Here is a 14,882-nt window from a genome sequence, read left to right as displayed (position 1 = left end):
AGCGTTGAATTTGCCCGCATTTCGTTCTAATCACTGCGGGTACTAGACCCCGAGTATGAAACCGGGCATATTGAGCTCATCTGACGAATTATATTTGTCATCTATCTATCGAAACCGGGACATTGCATGCTCTATCTCACACGAAAAGTTGGCGACTCCGTTGTCATTGATGACAATATTGAAGTCACTGTCGTTGAGGTGCGCGGCAAGACCGTAAAGCTCGGCTTCACCTTCCCCGAAGATGTTCAGGTTCTGCGTCGCGAACTTTATGATCGCATTCAGGAAGAAAACCGTTCGGCAGCGGTCAGCGAAGATCTTATTCGCCACCTCGGCACTGTCGGATCATCCGACAAGACCGCGTCCGAGAAAAAGAGCGATTCCAGCGACGATTAGGCCTTATACCTCCGCCCCGCTTATCGCTTAAATACCCACCCCACTGACATCCCGCATCCAAAACATCTCAGCCCGATGATTATCGACTGTGTCATCTGACGGTCGTTTGCGCGGCTACTCATCGCAGTTGTCGGCGACAACGATTTGTTGACCATCTTGGGTCTATGGTCGACGCTATTGAGGTTGATCGCCGCAGACTGACACGGCAAACCGTCCTGAGTTGAAGAACCGAATGAGCGGGAAAAAGCCCACCTATGACATTACCGACACCCCGGCAAGCAGGACGGAAAATCTTGCCGCACCGGGTGCGCATGACCAAAAGGCGGTCGCGCTGCGGTATCGGCATGGGAAGGATAATGCCCCGACATTAAGTGCCAAGGGTGAAGGCAGCGTTGCGGAACAGATATTGCAAGTCGCCTTTGCCAACGGCATCAAGGTCCGCAAGGACAGTGACCTGACCGAAATTCTGATGGCTGTCGATGTTGAAAGCGAAATCCCGCTCGAAGCCTTTGCAGCCGTCGCCGAGATTTTGAACTATATATACCGGATCAATCGCATCTATGGCGGTCCGTCGCGCAGCCAGTCAGATCCCGAAGATCAGATCATGGCCACACCAAATAATGACGTAAACGGGGAAGGCCCATCATGAGCCCAGAACAGTACAAGCCCGATCAGTTCAAGAACGACCTGAAGCGCGTCCTGTCATTGATCCGCACCGGACAGCGATACCTTGAAGACGGCAAGGTGGTTGAACTGGCAGCGCTTGAAAGCCGCATTGCCGATCTGTGCGAGAAGGCCCGCACCATGGCCCCGGACCAGCGTCAGGATGTTGCCCCGTTGCTTGCCGCATTGAGCGAGGAACTGGCAGAGTTCGAAACCCGCATGCAGCAGGAATATAGCGACATCCAGCGCCAGCTGCGCGGCATCAGCAACACCGCACAGGCAACAAATGCCTATGCGCAGGCCGCCCGCACGAAATAGGTCCAGTCTACTAAGGTGCTGATTTAAAACCGGCCCTTGAAACCGACCTTTGGGGGCAGTGCATGTGGATGCTGCCTTGCCTGCACTTGCACGGCGCGGTAAACAGAAACACGAAGGCAGGTGATCGTTTCAAGATCAACCTGCCGACTGAGCGTCACAGGTTGTCGACGGGGAAAACTGCCTGATGGAACTAAGCGCCTATTTCCGGTTTGTGGCCGCCCTGCTTTTTGTGCTGGGGATTATTGGCGTGTTTGCCCTTCTGGCACGACGGTTTGTACCCGGTGCACGCAACATCAACCGCCGTGGTGTAAAAAGACGCCTGGCCGTTGTTGAGGTCGTCCCGGTCGATACCAAACGCCGTCTGGTTCTGCTCAAACGTGATGACACTGAACATCTTGTCATGCTTGGCCCGAATGGCGACACCGTGATCGAACGTAATATCGGCACACAATTCAGCGAAATCCTTGGCAATCAGAGCCTTGCCGATGAAATCCCCGCATCTTCGGATAGCTCGATCACGGCCGACAGCCCAAAAGACATCGATCAGACTGACAGGAATGCGCCTGCATGAACCGTGGCATCCCATCACCATCAGCACGCACCCAGGATGTGAAACCGACCAAAACTGGTTGGCGCGCGCCGCGCTGGTTAACGCTTTGCGCAATCTGGTCGCTGATCCCGCTGATCGCCATCATGGCCGGCGGCGATACCGTTCATGCGCAATCATTCAACTTTGATCTTGGCGACGGCCCCGGGGTGACATCATCGGGACGGCTGATCCAGTTGATCGGCCTGATCACGGTTCTGTCCATCGCGCCGGCCATCCTGATGATGGTGACGTCCTTTACCCGTATTATTGTGGTTCTCAGCCTGCTTCGAACCGCCCTTGGCATTCAGCAATCGCCACCGAACCAGGTTCTGATCAGTCTGGCCATGTTCCTGACCCTGTTTATCATGATGCCAACCCTGGAACGCGTCTGGGACGAGGGTCTGGAGCCGATGATCAATGGCAACATCGATGAATTCGAAGGGTTCGAACGGTCCGTCAAACCGGTTCATGATTTCATGATGACCCAGGTCCGCGAACGTGATCTTCAGTTGTTCGTCAATCTGGCGGGGATCGATGAAATCACATCCCCCGACGACATCCCGCTGCGCTCGCTGATCCCGGCCTTCATGATCAGTGAATTGCGCCGTGCGTTCGAAATCGGCTTCTTGCTGTTTATTCCGTTTTTGATCATCGACATGGTGGTCGCCAGTATCCTGATGTCGATGGGTATGATGATGCTGCCGCCGGTCATCATTTCCCTGCCGTTCAAACTGATCTTCTTTGTGATGGTGGATGGCTGGTACCTGATTGCCGGATCACTCGTGGAAAGCTTCGGCGGATAGGCCGACGGGCCAAAAACGTCGCATCCCAGACAACAGAAAAACAGCTTATCTCAGCTTTCGAGGTAATCGCGCAGGCGATAATACCAGATTGCCATCGTCGCATAGGTACGATGCATGTCATGGGCAATCAACGGGCTGATGTCACTGAAACGCAGGGGCAACGGCGTATCGGGCGCCAACAGGTTATCGGCAATTGCCTTGCCCAGTGACGTCGACAAAGCAACCCCGCGCCCGTTATAGCCAACCGCCATCGTCATATTGTCCACCGGGCGATGAATATGCGGCAAATGGTCATAAGTCATTGCAAGACGGCCCGACCAGCAAAACTCAATCGGAACTGACTTCGTCCACGGATAATAGGCATGCAGTTCCGAGATGATCCCCCTGAATGCCGCGCGACTGACGGGATCAGCAAAGGATCCCCGCCCCCCGATCATCAGGCGTCCGCCCGGACCGATGCGGAAATAATTACCAATCCGGCGGCTGTCGGAAACGGGTGTTTTGGTCGGTAGCACTGTCGCAAGCTGTTCTTCACTCAGTGGCGCTGTTGCCACCTGAAAGCTGTTTACCGGGATCAGGCTTTTGCGCAATTTCGGAAACAGGTCGCCGGAATAGGCGTTTGTTGCAACCACCAGATGGTCGCTTGTTATGGATGCCGTGCCATCACCAATCTCGGCATGCCATTTCCCGGAAATGCTTTTAACGCGCTGAACCGGTGCAGGTGCAAATACCCGACAACTTGCCGCTTGGGCTGCCCGCGTCAGACCGCGGATATACTTTAACGGATGAAGCTGACCTGCCCGGTTATCGAGCCAACCACCGACAAGGCGCTGGCTCCCCGTAAGGGCCTGAATTTCGGCGGTATCGAGCATTTTGACATCTGCCCCGCGTGTCTGCCATTCGCCCATGCGGGTTTCCAACCAGCCAAGATGATCGCGCTTGACCGAACCCTGTATCCAGCCACTTGGCGCGGCGTCACAGTCAATGTCGTTTTCCTTGATCAGGTTGAATGTTGTCTCGGCGGTTTTACCGGCAAACGCGGTTGAGAATTCGCCATAAAGCCGGTCTATCTTGCCCGGGTCGTGTTTAAGCCCCGGGATCACCTGCCCGCCATTGCGCCCGGACGCACCAAAACCCGGCCGAATAGTATCCACCACAATCACCGACGCACCGCCCTTGGCAAGCTGAAGCGCGCAGGACATACCGGTAAAACCGCCACCGACGACCAAGACATCGCAGGCGTATTCGCCTTCGGGCTTTTGCGTTTCGGGGGCGTTATTCGCGGTCGCTTCCCAGACCGACGCCAGATCATCTTGCATTTGGACCTCGGTCACCGGGTGTTGCGGGCCTTGCGGCGCAAGTCGGAAATTAATGGGGTTAACGAACTGATTTTAAAACCATAACTCAAATTCAGATGGCATCAACGGATTAGTTTTCCTGTATCCAGCGCCGTTGGTAACAACACCATCCCTCCAACCCGACCGCCAAATAAAAAAGCCGCCTGCAGCGCAGGACGGCTTTTGGTCTTCCCTAGACTTGGGCTTTGGCGCCCAACGGTTATCCGGTCCTAGCCTTGGCGGCGGCCGGATTTGAAAACATCCTGTTCAAGTGGCTTGAGGCCAAAGCTGCCGCGACGCGGACCGGGATTTTCCACCACGTATTTTTCGGCCACCTTGCGTTCATCCTCGCTCATACGGGCATGGATTGCCCCCATTTCGCGCTGCGCCTGACTGCCTTCGGTCGGTGCCGACATTTTCAGCCAGTAATAGGCCAGAATATTGTCCTGTTCGACGCCACTGCCAATCGCATAAAGGCGTCCAAGTGCTGCCTGACCATTTGCCGATCCCTTGCGGGCGGCGCGCTCATACCAGGTCGCTGCACGCACCATATCAACCGGCACACCAAGGCCGTGTTCGTACATTACACCGATCAGGTGATAACCGCCCGGATGGCCAAGCTCGGCCAGATCCATGGCAAGATCCAGCGCATTGGCGTAATCGGGTTCGCGGTGCGGCACACCGAAAATCTGGATCTGGGTCATCTGATATTTCGCAGATGCATCCCCCTGATTAACCGCATGGCTCAACATCTTCCAGCCACGGTCAAACAGTTTCAAATCCGATGAATGGCAGAAATACATCGCAAGGTTCGCCTGGGCATAGGCATCTCCTTCGCTCGCGGCGAGTTCGAACCAGCTGATGCTTTCGGCGATATTGCGTTCCGCGCCAAGCCCGACACCAAGGGCATAGCCAAGGGCCGATGCGGCCTCGACACTGCCGGCACGGGCCGCGCGCATGTTAAACTCGAACGACTTCGACGGATCGCGACGAACCCCGCGGCCTTCAAGATAAAGGTATGCCAGAACGCTGGCAGCAGACGGGTCATTCAGTTCGCTTGCGCGTTCGAAATACGACACAGCCTTTTCGTCGTCCTGCGGCACGCCCCAACCGTTCAGGTAGCAAACACCAAGGTTGTAAAGTGCTGCGACAGAGCCGAACTCGATCGCCTCTTCAAACCAATGCGCCGCCGTTTCGGCATTTTCCTGAACGCCAAGCCCCTTGGCATAGAGATAACCAAGGTTGTTTGCCGATACCGGACCACCGGCAGCAGCTTCTTCGTTAAACCAATAAGCCGCTTCGCGGTACCATTGCTGGCCTTCGCCAAGATCCTCGGCAACGCCGAGTCCCTTGCTGCGCATATAACCATAGCAAACAGCCGCAAAAGCACGGCTCTGTCTGTGAATTTGGTCAAGGATGCGGCGGGTCGCGGACTCATCACGCGGCATGCCGTCGCCCAGATAATGCTTTTGGGCAAGCGAAAGCTGGGCGAAAATGTCTTTTTCGACATTTGCCTCATCGTAATAGACCATTTTAAGTGCACGATCCATCACAGCACTACACTCTTCACCGCTCAAAAAAAATCCAACAGAATCATAGCGCTTGCACCCACGTTGGGCGAAAAAGGCGCCACCATATAGTTATTGAACGTTAATTTATAGCACTAAGCTGCGACTTTTCCAACTGGTCTCGATAGGTTGCAAGGAAACCTTGGAACTCTTCTACTTCGTCGACGCGATCGGCAAGCGTCCGGTAATCGATCAACCCTTGGGTCGGTGAAGATGTGATCAGGCTGAAGGCCTCGGCATAGGGGCTTTGGGCCATGACTTCGCCATAGCGCCGCTTGAGCATGTTAAGGGTGCGTTCCTGCCCGGCCATCGCCAGATTAACCGCCCAATTGAGCATGTATCGGCCACGCTCATCAGAGATGCCGTTTTCATCGAACGGCTCTTCACCGACCAGTCGCTGGAACGTCTCGGCGGCCGACATATAGTCGCGGGTATTGCGATAATGGTCGATCCGCAACAATTCGGCATTGCGCGAATAGTCGCCTTCAAGCGACGTAATTGCCTCGACACCGCGATCCGTATCAAGCAGGGCACGCGCCCGAAGGTGTCGGCGCTGGGTGGCAAGTTCGTCGGAAACGCCGGGCACTTCGGTCTCGTCGATAATGCGGATGGTTTCCTCGGGCTTGCTATCAAGAAGATAAACCAAGGCCAGTCGCGCCCCGACCCGGGCCTTTTCCACCCCGGTCAGACGGAAGTCGACCTGATGTTCAAGGAGTTCCTCGGCGCGTTCAAACAGTTCGACATCAACCATGCGGTCGGCAAGACGGCGAATAAGTTCGTCGCCCTTGTCACCCGCCGGCGTCAGTTCGCGGAACTCGTCATAAAGCGCAACCGCCTTGATCGCCGAGATATTATTGATTTCCTCGCCGAGATACAGGTTTTCGAAAGTCTTGTGCATCATGTCGGTTGCCTCGGTCGCCACCGGCATATTCGGGAAGAAGATCGCGACCTGACGCAGGGTATTAAGCCCTTCGCGGAAATCCTTGTTCTCGATCTGCAGTTCGCCAATCCGTTTAAGCAACGCCATCTCGAATGCATCACCGCGCCATGCAAAACGCAGCTTCTGAAGCTGTTCGATCGCATCTTCGACCGTCAGGCGTTCAAGCCGCATCAGAAGTTCGGTGCGGTCAAAGATCGCATGCGCGCGCGCCTTGCGGTTTTCACCCTCTGCCACCTGATCCCAGGTCGCAACAGCCTGCTCAAGCTCGCCAGCTTCTTCTTCGAAAATACCCTTGAGGTACTGGATATCCATGATCTTGCTTTCGGAAAGACCCGGGGTCACCAGCATCTTTTCGATCATGTCCATGCCGGCCTCTGGGTTGCCGACTATCAAGGCCTGTTCGGTTGCAATCGGCACCAGACGCGACAGCAATTCGGGCGGGTAATAATCAAGGATATGAACACTTTCAAGAAGGTCCCGCGCACCTTCGTTCGGACGCCCGCGCGCAGCCAGGGTCACCGCCCGCCAAAGCTGCATCTCTGGGATCTTGCGCAGGCGTTCATCTTCCAGCAGGCGTTCGGCCTCTTCATATTCCCGGTTCAGGAACTTGACCGCAGCCTTAAGCGCACGGAACTGCAATCGCTGTGCAATCAGCGGATCATCGTGTTCCATTGCGGAAATCACCGCATCGGCTTCGGGGCCCAATCCGTTGGCTAGATAATACTGGGCCAAATCAAGACGCGCCTTGTTGCGATGCTCGTCACCGGATTCTGCAATCTTCCGGCGCAGCCCACGAATGGTTTTGTTGTATTGATCCAGTCCACCGCGCCGCCAGTCATCCAGCTCGAAAATAAGACCTTCGCGGCCATCACCTGTTTGGGCACGCACACCGGTTGCCGAGGCCAGCAACCGCGCACCTTCCGGTGAGATATTAAGACCATCTTCGGCGGTAACAATCACAGCCTGTCCATCATCGCGCCCTGCGACCTGCACGCTGTCATTCATCGGGGCAACGACCACACCCTGAACGGATGGCAGAACTTCAAATTCCGGATAGCGCAGCGCAACCTCGATGCCATAGCCGTTCTGGGTTGTCGTGGTCACGCGCAGGGTGTCGCCGACTTCGGGATCATCAATCGGGATAATCGGCCCGACATCCTCAAGGGGTACGATCAGGCGCGCACGGGTCTGTTCGTCCAATTCAATCGACGGACCCAGCTTTTCAACCGGCTGCATGATGCCTTGCTGCATGGTGATGCGCCAATCACCCGTTTCACTCCGGCCAGTGTAAAGTCCGATGCCCTCCGGGATTGTCATGCGGACAATCGTTGCGTACGGGCTTTCGATCTGTTCGACAACGCCGATGATCTGGGCAGCCTGTTGGCGCACGTTATCAAGGTTGAGGTTGGCACGCACATCAAACGCCAACCACAAGAACCCGGCGCGCGACCATACCGCCGCCCCGCCCGGCTGACCAAACGGGAAACCAAGCGTCAGTTCGGTCGCGGTCTGATCAACAGTGACGACAAGATCGCCGATGCTTTGCCGTTCGATCGGTGCCTGCCCGTTGGTTCGAACGGTATTGCCTGCATTCTGCGCGGCTTGGGCAAGGGCTTCGGGGGAGTTGGGGTCAAGCGCGCCCTCTTCAGACGTTGGCACGCCTGCATCGGAAACGTCCGGCGCCGCATCTCCATTCTGCGCAGACTGGGTTGCGGGCGCAGGCGGCGCTGGGGTTGTCACCCCGGCCTCTGGCGTGTCTGTCGTGCGGGTTTGCGCGGTGGTGGTTGCCGGAGCACGCTGCACGCCCATGATATCAACCACGACCTTGTTGCCAGACCGGAAATGGCGCAATTGTCGCGCCGGGGTCGTTTCGACAACGACATCCAGCGGATTGGTGTCGCCCTGGCGCACACGCACACCTTCAGGCAGGCGTCTTGAAATATCGTTGGCATTGATCCGGGCCGGCGCATCAAACGCGATGGTTTGCGCGCCTTGCGCCCCTTCAAGGACGTAATCGGTGCGGTTTGGCCAGTCAAACACCAGACGATAGAAAGTCGGATGGCGTCCAACCCGCACGTCAAGCTCCGCCAGTTCTGCCGGGTTATCGGCAACGGTTTCAACCGGCGTTGTCGGCGCCGGGGTTATTTCGGGGGTTTGGTCATCCTGTGCGGGACGCGCCTGGGGTGTTGGTACGGAGGGTGCCGGTGCGTCGGGTTTATCGAGGATGTCCAGGACGACGTTGCTGCCGACGTTAAACGCGCGCACTTCGTAATCATCACTCAGCACAAAGGCGATTGTGCGCCCATCGGGATCAAAGAATGCATCGGAAATATAGCGCGAAACCGGCGTCAGAACACCGCGCAACGAAGCCACCAATGGCTGATCGAACCGCACGACCAACTGGTCGCCGATGATCTCGGCGGTGTAGTTGACCGGCTCGTTCCATTGCAGAACAATTCGGCCATACCCGTTATGAAGCCCGGAGCGGATGATAACAGGGTCCGCCACCTGGGCTATTGCAGGGCGCATTCCGCTATAAGGCAAAACCATTGCCGTGGTGGTCGCAATTGCAACCGCCAGCAGGATGCGCACGGCAAGTTTCGCCATACTTACGTGCCTCCGATCCCGCTTCCCCCGTGAGGCTCGATTACAATGTCGACCCGGCGCGCCATTGCAAATCGCGCCTCCTCATCCAAGAGTTTGGGAAGCTGGTCGTATCTTGATGCCGCAAATCCGTAAATATTTATGTAATCTGTGTAACCGGATTGCTTTAACTCGTTGGCAACAGCCCCGGCACGGGCCAGCGAAAGTTCCCAGTTCGATGCATATTGCCCGCGCCCGCTAAGCGGCCGCGGATCGGTATGCCCCTGAACACCGATACGGTTACCGATATTTCGCAACACCCCGCCAAGCACAAACAACGCCTGTTGCGCCTTGGGTGTCATATCCGAACTACCGGCAACAAACAGAATATCACCCGGCAGGGAAATCACCAGTTTGTCGGCTTCGCGCGACATGCGCGCATCCCCAAGGACCGGGTTGTCATCAATCGCGTCGTCAATCACGGCACTGAGATAATCAAGGTTCATTGCCGGTTTGCGATACACACGCGGAATGTTCATGTTCGCCATCGGCTCGTCGGTATCTTCAACCGGCGAAGGCTTGATCGATTGCGACAAGGCATCAACGACCTCGTCCCAGCGATCGATCTTGACCTTGGACATGGCAAACAGCATGACAAAGAATGTCAGCAGCAGCGAAATCAGATCCGCCAGACTAAGCATCCAGGGCGGCGGGCCCTTGACCTCTGGCTTGCGTGGTGCGTCTTCGCTCATCCGCCACCTCCCGATGCTTGTGGTCCAAGCGGGATCGGCTGGGAAATGGATGGCTGCGCGCCACCATTTGCCGGCGGGATCATGAATTGTTGTGGCGCGACAGCACCCGTCTGCCCGCCCGAACCACCGCCATTCGCACCAGAGTCCGGCGTCGTGGAGGTCGGCGTTGCAGCCGGCGTTTCATTTCCATTGCCGTTACGATTGATCGGCTCCGGCGCTTCCTTGGGACCGAAATTCCAGAAAAAGCGGAACGTCACGATGAACGGGTCGGCACCCGGATCAATCCCGACAAAGAAACGGTCTTCGGGTGCGCCGACATCGGTCAGCTCGCGGGCAAATGATCCGGCTTGGGCGATCTGAAGATTGTTTTCAATCTGGATCGTGCCTTTGTCTTCGATCTGGCTGCCCATGACCATTTCCATCTCGTAGGAGGCATACCCATCGTCATCAGCCAGCACTTCGGCAAGCTGGCGCATAAAATCGGCCTGTCTTTCGCGGACCAGAATGGAATTGGTATCAAACAGCTGATCAACGTGCATGATGACCTCCATCAGTTTGCCCGGCTGAATGACTTCAACCCGGACCACTTTGATGGCGGTTTCAAAAAGATGCCCCAGCTTGTCCTGGGTTTCCTGTGCTGATACCGTTGGCCCTTCGATGGAGGTCACGGTCTGCAGACTGGTTGTCGGCGGGAGAATGGCCGCAAATGCCGAGGAAAGGCTTTCCTGCACTTCACGGGTTTTGACCTCTTCAAAGGTCGAAATGGTATTGAGCAGAATGAAAAAGGCTAGCAGAAGAAGATAGAGCGCCAGAAACAACGCCACTGCCCCGTTTGTAGGGGGGGAAGGTGGTGTCGGTCCATCGTCCTCTATCTCCGCCATGATAACGCCACTTAGTTAAACATCGCGTCGATGTCGGCCTGCGTTACGCCTTTTCCTTCAAGCTGCGGACCGTTCAGCAAAGCCTCTTCGCCTTCCGGTTCTTTTTTCTTCCGCGGGTTGGCAGCAGCATATTTGGCAATTTCATCACCAAATGCCGTCACAAGCCCTTCAACGCGTTCTTCGATGGATTTCAGGGCTTTGATCACCTTGGTGGTGCGCTGGCCCGTGATATCCTGGAAGTTACAGGCTTCGTAAACGCGCATCGTCGCACTGGTCACGATTTCGGCCTGTTCTGGCGGCAAGGTGCTTGCGAATTCTTCAAGCGTGTCCATGGCATCAAGGATTTCGTGCGTCGCCCCGGCAGTCGCATCGACGATGGCATCAAGCTCGTCGGTTGCGTTGGGGATATACTCGGCCTTGATATCGTCCGGACGAAGCGAGGCGATTTCCGATTTCATCTTGCGAATGATGCCGGAAAGCTCATCGAGCTCGCCAAACAAACGTTTCTGATCATCGGTCGGTTTATCGCCCATAAAGCGCGACAACTGATCCATCAGATCGGACAATTGTTCGACCTTCAGGTCATCACCGTCAAGGCGAGCCTGAAGATCATTCAACAACTGACGTAGTTCGTCTTTGGTCGCCTTAGACATAGCGGTATCGCGGGACACCTGCCCCGCGCTCCTGATCAGAAATCACCAATGACAGTCTTCATCTTGCCTTTCAACGTCTCTGCGTTGAACGGCTTGACGATATAGTTGGAGACGCCTGCCTTTTTCGCCATGACCACGTTCTCGGTCTTGGCTTCAGCGGTGATCATGATGAAGGGCATATCCTTCAGTTTTGCGTCTGCGCGGACTTCCTTCAGAAGCTGAAGACCGGTCATCGGCTCCATGTTCCAGTCGGAAATCACGAGGCTGAACGGAGCCTCACGCAGTTTGCGAAGCGCCATGCTACCATCGGTCGCTTCTTCAATATTCGTAAAGTTGAGCTGCCGCAGAAGGTTACGGATGATACGCAACATGGTTTTGTAATCATCCACAATCAGGATCGGCATATTCGGATCGACGGCCATTCACAACTCCATCAGCTATCTGATCTCCCACCCTTGCCTACCATACTTCCGCATAGTAACAAGGCCCCTAATAATCGTGATGTACCTATTTAATATTGGTTAATCAAGATGTTTAACCCACGATTAAATTCGCCACCACGTTGTCTTCGCTCAAAAATTCTCCCCCAACGGCCACTCTTTCCCATTCGGGCCGTGCGGTCAATCCTTTGCAGCATTCCGCTATTGAAGCGGTAACATGTTGATATCCTGCTTGTAGGCCAGCTCGGACGTCAGCGCGCGCGCACGATCCGGCGTCATTTCTGACAGAACCGCTGCGGTGTTGGCTTCGCGCATGCCCAGTGCGACCTGCAAAAGAATATCCATATCAAGATCGTTCCAGATGCGTGCCGCATCTTTCGGCTTCATTTTTTCATAAACGCTGATCAGCTTTTTGATCCGATCATCTTCCTGCGCTTCCTTGGTTTCGACCAGACCTTCGATGGCCGATTTCAGGGATTTCATTTCCTCAATCTTGGCATCGATGCGCGCTTCGGCGGCAGCAATCAGGCTTTCACGCTCGTCAAGGCGCTGCTCCTTGCGGTCCAGCTCGACACGGCGGACCGACAGGTTCTGCAACAGGTCAATTTCTTCCTGGGTGAAAAGGGTCGGATCACCGCCCAGCATCGGCGGCACGTCGGGGTTACCCGTGACACCGTCAATCGGCTCACCTTCCATGGTAAGCCCTTCCGGGTTATCCAGACCCGGATCGCCATTTTCCGGTGTCGCGGCCTGTTCGGCGGCAGGATCGGGTGCCGGTGCCTGCGCCTGGGCCATCTGCACCACGCTGACACCTTTATTCTCTGCCGTTTCCGGCTTGGCGGAGTCATACGAAAACAGGTTGACCACCCGCATCGAAAGCACCATCACGCCAACCAGAACGACCAACGGCAGAATACGCACACCTGACATTCACACACCCAAGCATGTCGGCACAAAGTGCCCATGCTCCTTCCCGATTGATTTCTGTCCGCTCCAGTGGAACGGGATCCTACCCATTAGATATATAGAAAACTCGTAATCTCAAGACCGACAACAACGCAAATTCGTTGCTTGAAACTTCTTATCGAACCGACCGCAAGGCCGCCAGCAATTCACGTTCTGCCTCGGAACGTCCCGCATCTTCATCCTGATCATAGGGATCGGACACATCCGCCCGACTGCCATATGATCCCCCCGAACGCGCGGGCTCTTCACGGTCATAGCCCTCATCGACCGGGCCATTTCCCCCGCGCTCGATCTCGCCGACCATTCTGGCGGCAAGTTCTTCGGCACGGGTTTCAACACCGACGCGATCACGGTCGTCAATGACATCATTGCGGTCTTTGGCCGCCTTCATCCGCCCAAGACCGGCATTGCCGGCCCCGGCCGATTTTCCACCATCACCGCCAGCAGCCATGCCATCGGCCGCGTTTCCAGCGGTACGGCGCACGGAATTAACGTCGCGCGCAGCCTTTTCCAGACGGTTGGCGATGCTTTCACCACGATCGACCATAAAGCTCAGGTCTTCGTTCAGTGCGCTGGCCTTTTCAATATCCTCACGCAGCCTCTCGCCAGACTGCTCCGCCATTTCCTTAAGGGCGGTGATCGACGTTTCGGCGCGCTCATTGGCGGCATTGAAAGCGGTCAGGAAGTTCTGCATGTCTTCGCGGCTACGCCGAAAAGCTGCCAGCTTGCGGTTCAGAATAATCGCATAGACAATCGTTGCCCCCAACAGCACGATCATCACAAGATCCAGATAGAACGCGAAGTCCATCAGCTAGTCTTCCTCGTTTATGCGCGCACGATCACGAACCTGAATGGCAATCCTGTCACCCTTGCGCCCCATCAACCCCTTGAACAACGGCACATCCCCGCAGCGAACCTCGACAGGCGAGGTCGGACCAGTATTAAGAACCAGTCTGTTCCCAACTTCAAGGTTGAGGACATCGCCAAGGGCCATGATCTGTTCGTCAAGAACAGCCAATAGATTAACATGGGTCTGCCACAGCTCATTTGCGAGGTGGTTTTCCCAAATGGAGTCACGACCGAACTTTTCCCCCATGAACATCTGAAGCAGAAGTTCACGCACCGGTTCCAGCGTCGCATAAGGGATCAGAAGTTCAAGTCGACCACCACGGTCTTCCATGTCGATGCGAAGCTTCGCCACAATGGCGGCGTTGGCATGACGGGCAATGGTGGCAAAACGCGGGTTGGTTTCAAGGCGTTCAAAGCGGAACGTGACCGGGCTTAGCGGGTCAAACGCAGCCGAAAGATCACCAAGAACCACGTGGATCATACGTTCCACAAGGTTACGTTCAATCGTGGTGTAGGGACGACCTTCAATACGCATGGCCGCCGTACCGCGACGCCCACCCAACAAAACGTCCACGATGGAATAAATCAGCGCTGAATCGACTGTCAGCAGTCCGTAGTTATCCCATTCCTCTGCCTTGAAAACACCAAGCATGGCTGGCAACGGGATCGAGTTCAGGTAATCACCGAAACGCAGCGACAGGATGTTATCAAGCGAGACTTCGACGTTATCGGATGTGAAGTTACGCAAGGATGTCGACATCATACGCACAAGGCGGTCGAACACGACTTCAAGCATCGGAAGTCGTTCATAAGCCACCATCGACGAGTTGATGATCGCCTGAATACCCGACTGATCGCCTGCACCCGAACCGTCATCAAAGCCCAGAAGACTGTCAATTTCGTCCTGGTTCAGAACGCGCGCAGATGTGCCGCCGCCCATGGCTTCGGCCATATCGTCGCCGCCGCCATCATCGTCGCCGTCATCATCGCCGAGCATGGATTCCCATTCGGCGGCCATGTCCTCGCCGCCGTCGTCTCCACCCTCGTCATCGCCGCCTGCCATGGCTTCCCATTCAGCGGCGAGAGCATCATCATCTTCGTCTTCATCAGCCATCAGCGATTGCTTCCTGAATTTGGCATTCGGACT

The 14,882-nt window shown here is 55.8% G+C and carries 15 protein-coding genes; 5 read left to right on the top strand and 10 right to left on the bottom strand.

Annotated elements, in window-relative coordinates; all coding sequences use genetic code 11:
* Positions 1-126: 126 nt before the first annotated feature.
* The 5 genes from csrA (at position 127) to fliP (ending at position 2,766) form a co-directional block, all read left to right on the top strand.
* On the top strand, positions 127-393 hold the full coding sequence (csrA, locus tag AUQ41_RS07690; protein WP_008890383.1) for a carbon storage regulator CsrA: 267 nt from the start codon (positions 127-129) through the stop codon (positions 391-393).
* Between the two features lie 232 nt (positions 394-625).
* On the top strand, positions 626-1,042 hold the full coding sequence (locus AUQ41_RS07685) for an EscU/YscU/HrcU family type III secretion system export apparatus switch protein (protein ID WP_008890384.1): 417 nt from the start codon (positions 626-628) through the stop codon (positions 1,040-1,042).
* On the top strand, positions 1,039-1,374 hold the full coding sequence (locus AUQ41_RS07680) for a flagellar protein FliT (protein ID WP_008890385.1): 336 nt from the start codon (positions 1,039-1,041) through the stop codon (positions 1,372-1,374). Before AUQ41_RS07685 ends, AUQ41_RS07680 begins: the two co-directional genes overlap by 4 nt.
* Positions 1,375-1,558: 184 nt before the next feature.
* Positions 1,559-1,945 (top strand): flagellar biosynthetic protein FliO, encoded by a 387-nt coding sequence (locus tag AUQ41_RS07675; RefSeq protein ID WP_063087527.1) that lies wholly within the window; start codon positions 1,559-1,561, stop codon positions 1,943-1,945.
* The gene (fliP, locus tag AUQ41_RS07670) at positions 1,942-2,766 is read left to right on the top strand and encodes a flagellar type III secretion system pore protein FliP (RefSeq protein WP_174713885.1); all 825 of its coding nucleotides are present in this window, start codon (positions 1,942-1,944) and stop codon (positions 2,764-2,766) included. The genes AUQ41_RS07675 and fliP overlap by 4 nt, the downstream gene beginning before the upstream one ends.
* A 50-nt stretch (positions 2,767-2,816) precedes the next feature.
* Here fliP and AUQ41_RS07665 read toward each other — a convergent pair whose 3' ends face one another.
* The 10 genes from AUQ41_RS07665 to fliM form a co-directional block, all read right to left on the bottom strand.
* A complete protein-coding gene (locus AUQ41_RS07665; protein WP_063087525.1) occupies positions 2,817-4,085 on the bottom strand; it encodes an FAD-binding oxidoreductase in 1,269 nt (422 codons plus the stop codon).
* Positions 4,086-4,333: 248 nt separating this feature from the next.
* Positions 4,334-5,653 (bottom strand): tetratricopeptide repeat protein, encoded by a 1,320-nt coding sequence (locus AUQ41_RS07660; protein ID WP_063087523.1) that lies wholly within the window; start codon positions 5,651-5,653, stop codon positions 4,334-4,336.
* A 100-nt stretch (positions 5,654-5,753) separates the two neighbouring features.
* Entirely contained in the window at positions 5,754-9,218 is a 3,465-nt protein-coding gene (locus AUQ41_RS07655; RefSeq protein WP_063087521.1) for a hypothetical protein, read from the bottom strand.
* A 2-nt stretch (positions 9,219-9,220) separates the two neighbouring features.
* Positions 9,221-9,946 carry a flagellar motor protein MotB gene (locus AUQ41_RS07650; protein WP_008890391.1) on the bottom strand — a complete coding sequence of 242 codons (726 nt, stop codon included), beginning with the start codon at positions 9,944-9,946 and terminating at the stop codon, positions 9,221-9,223.
* On the bottom strand, positions 9,943-10,770 hold the full coding sequence (locus AUQ41_RS07645) for a hypothetical protein (protein ID WP_232308330.1): 828 nt from the start codon (positions 10,768-10,770) through the stop codon (positions 9,943-9,945). The genes AUQ41_RS07650 and AUQ41_RS07645 overlap by 4 nt, the downstream gene beginning before the upstream one ends.
* A gap of 68 nt (positions 10,771-10,838) precedes the next feature.
* Positions 10,839-11,480: a protein phosphatase CheZ gene (locus AUQ41_RS07640; protein WP_063087517.1), complete on the bottom strand. Its 642-nt coding sequence runs from the start codon at positions 11,478-11,480 to the stop codon at positions 10,839-10,841.
* Positions 11,481-11,515: 35 nt separating this feature from the next.
* Complete coding sequence (locus AUQ41_RS07635) at positions 11,516-11,902, bottom strand: response regulator (RefSeq protein WP_008890394.1); 387 nt, start codon at positions 11,900-11,902, stop codon at positions 11,516-11,518.
* 219 nt (positions 11,903-12,121) lie between these two features.
* On the bottom strand, positions 12,122-12,850 hold the full coding sequence (locus tag AUQ41_RS07630; protein WP_063087515.1) for a MotE family protein: 729 nt from the start codon (positions 12,848-12,850) through the stop codon (positions 12,122-12,124).
* Positions 12,851-13,001: 151 nt separating this feature from the next.
* Positions 13,002-13,694 carry a DUF6468 domain-containing protein gene (locus tag AUQ41_RS07625; RefSeq protein ID WP_063087513.1) on the bottom strand — a complete coding sequence of 231 codons (693 nt, stop codon included), beginning with the start codon at positions 13,692-13,694 and terminating at the stop codon, positions 13,002-13,004.
* Between the two features lie 3 nt (positions 13,695-13,697).
* On the bottom strand, positions 13,698-14,849 hold the full coding sequence (gene fliM, locus AUQ41_RS07620) for a flagellar motor switch protein FliM (RefSeq protein WP_063087511.1): 1,152 nt from the start codon (positions 14,847-14,849) through the stop codon (positions 13,698-13,700).
* Between the last annotated feature and the right edge of the window lie 33 nt (positions 14,850-14,882).

The organism is Thalassospira sp. MCCC 1A02898, assembly GCF_001618185.1.
GTDB classification, from domain to species: Bacteria; Pseudomonadota; Alphaproteobacteria; order Rhodospirillales; family Thalassospiraceae; genus Thalassospira; species Thalassospira tepidiphila.
This window is presented reverse-complemented; position numbering and strand designations above follow the sequence as displayed.

Bases quoted from the DNA above. Each gene is read 5' to 3' on its own strand.
- csrA (WP_008890383.1), top strand. From the start codon at position 127: ATGCTCTATCTCACACGAAAAGTTGGCGACTCCGTTGTCATTGATGAC.
- AUQ41_RS07685 (WP_008890384.1), top strand. From the start codon at position 626: ATGAGCGGGAAAAAGCCCACCTATGACATTACCGACACCCCGGCAAGC.
- AUQ41_RS07680 (WP_008890385.1), top strand. From the start codon at position 1,039: ATGAGCCCAGAACAGTACAAGCCCGATCAGTTCAAGAACGACCTGAAG.
- AUQ41_RS07675 (WP_063087527.1), top strand. From the start codon at position 1,559: ATGGAACTAAGCGCCTATTTCCGGTTTGTGGCCGCCCTGCTTTTTGTG.
- fliP (WP_174713885.1), top strand. From the start codon at position 1,942: ATGAACCGTGGCATCCCATCACCATCAGCACGCACCCAGGATGTGAAA.
- AUQ41_RS07665 (WP_063087525.1), bottom strand. From the start codon at position 4,085: ATGCAAGATGATCTGGCGTCGGTCTGGGAAGCGACCGCGAATAACGCC.
- AUQ41_RS07660 (WP_063087523.1), bottom strand. From the start codon at position 5,653: ATGGATCGTGCACTTAAAATGGTCTATTACGATGAGGCAAATGTCGAA.
- AUQ41_RS07655 (WP_063087521.1), bottom strand. From the start codon at position 9,218: ATGGCGAAACTTGCCGTGCGCATCCTGCTGGCGGTTGCAATTGCGACC.
- AUQ41_RS07650 (WP_008890391.1), bottom strand. From the start codon at position 9,946: ATGAGCGAAGACGCACCACGCAAGCCAGAGGTCAAGGGCCCGCCGCCC.
- AUQ41_RS07640 (WP_063087517.1), bottom strand. From the start codon at position 11,480: ATGTCTAAGGCGACCAAAGACGAACTACGTCAGTTGTTGAATGATCTT.
- AUQ41_RS07635 (WP_008890394.1), bottom strand. From the start codon at position 11,902: ATGGCCGTCGATCCGAATATGCCGATCCTGATTGTGGATGATTACAAA.
- AUQ41_RS07630 (WP_063087515.1), bottom strand. From the start codon at position 12,850: ATGTCAGGTGTGCGTATTCTGCCGTTGGTCGTTCTGGTTGGCGTGATG.
- AUQ41_RS07625 (WP_063087513.1), bottom strand. From the start codon at position 13,694: ATGGACTTCGCGTTCTATCTGGATCTTGTGATGATCGTGCTGTTGGGG.
- fliM (WP_063087511.1), bottom strand. From the start codon at position 14,849: ATGGCTGATGAAGACGAAGATGATGATGCTCTCGCCGCTGAATGGGAA.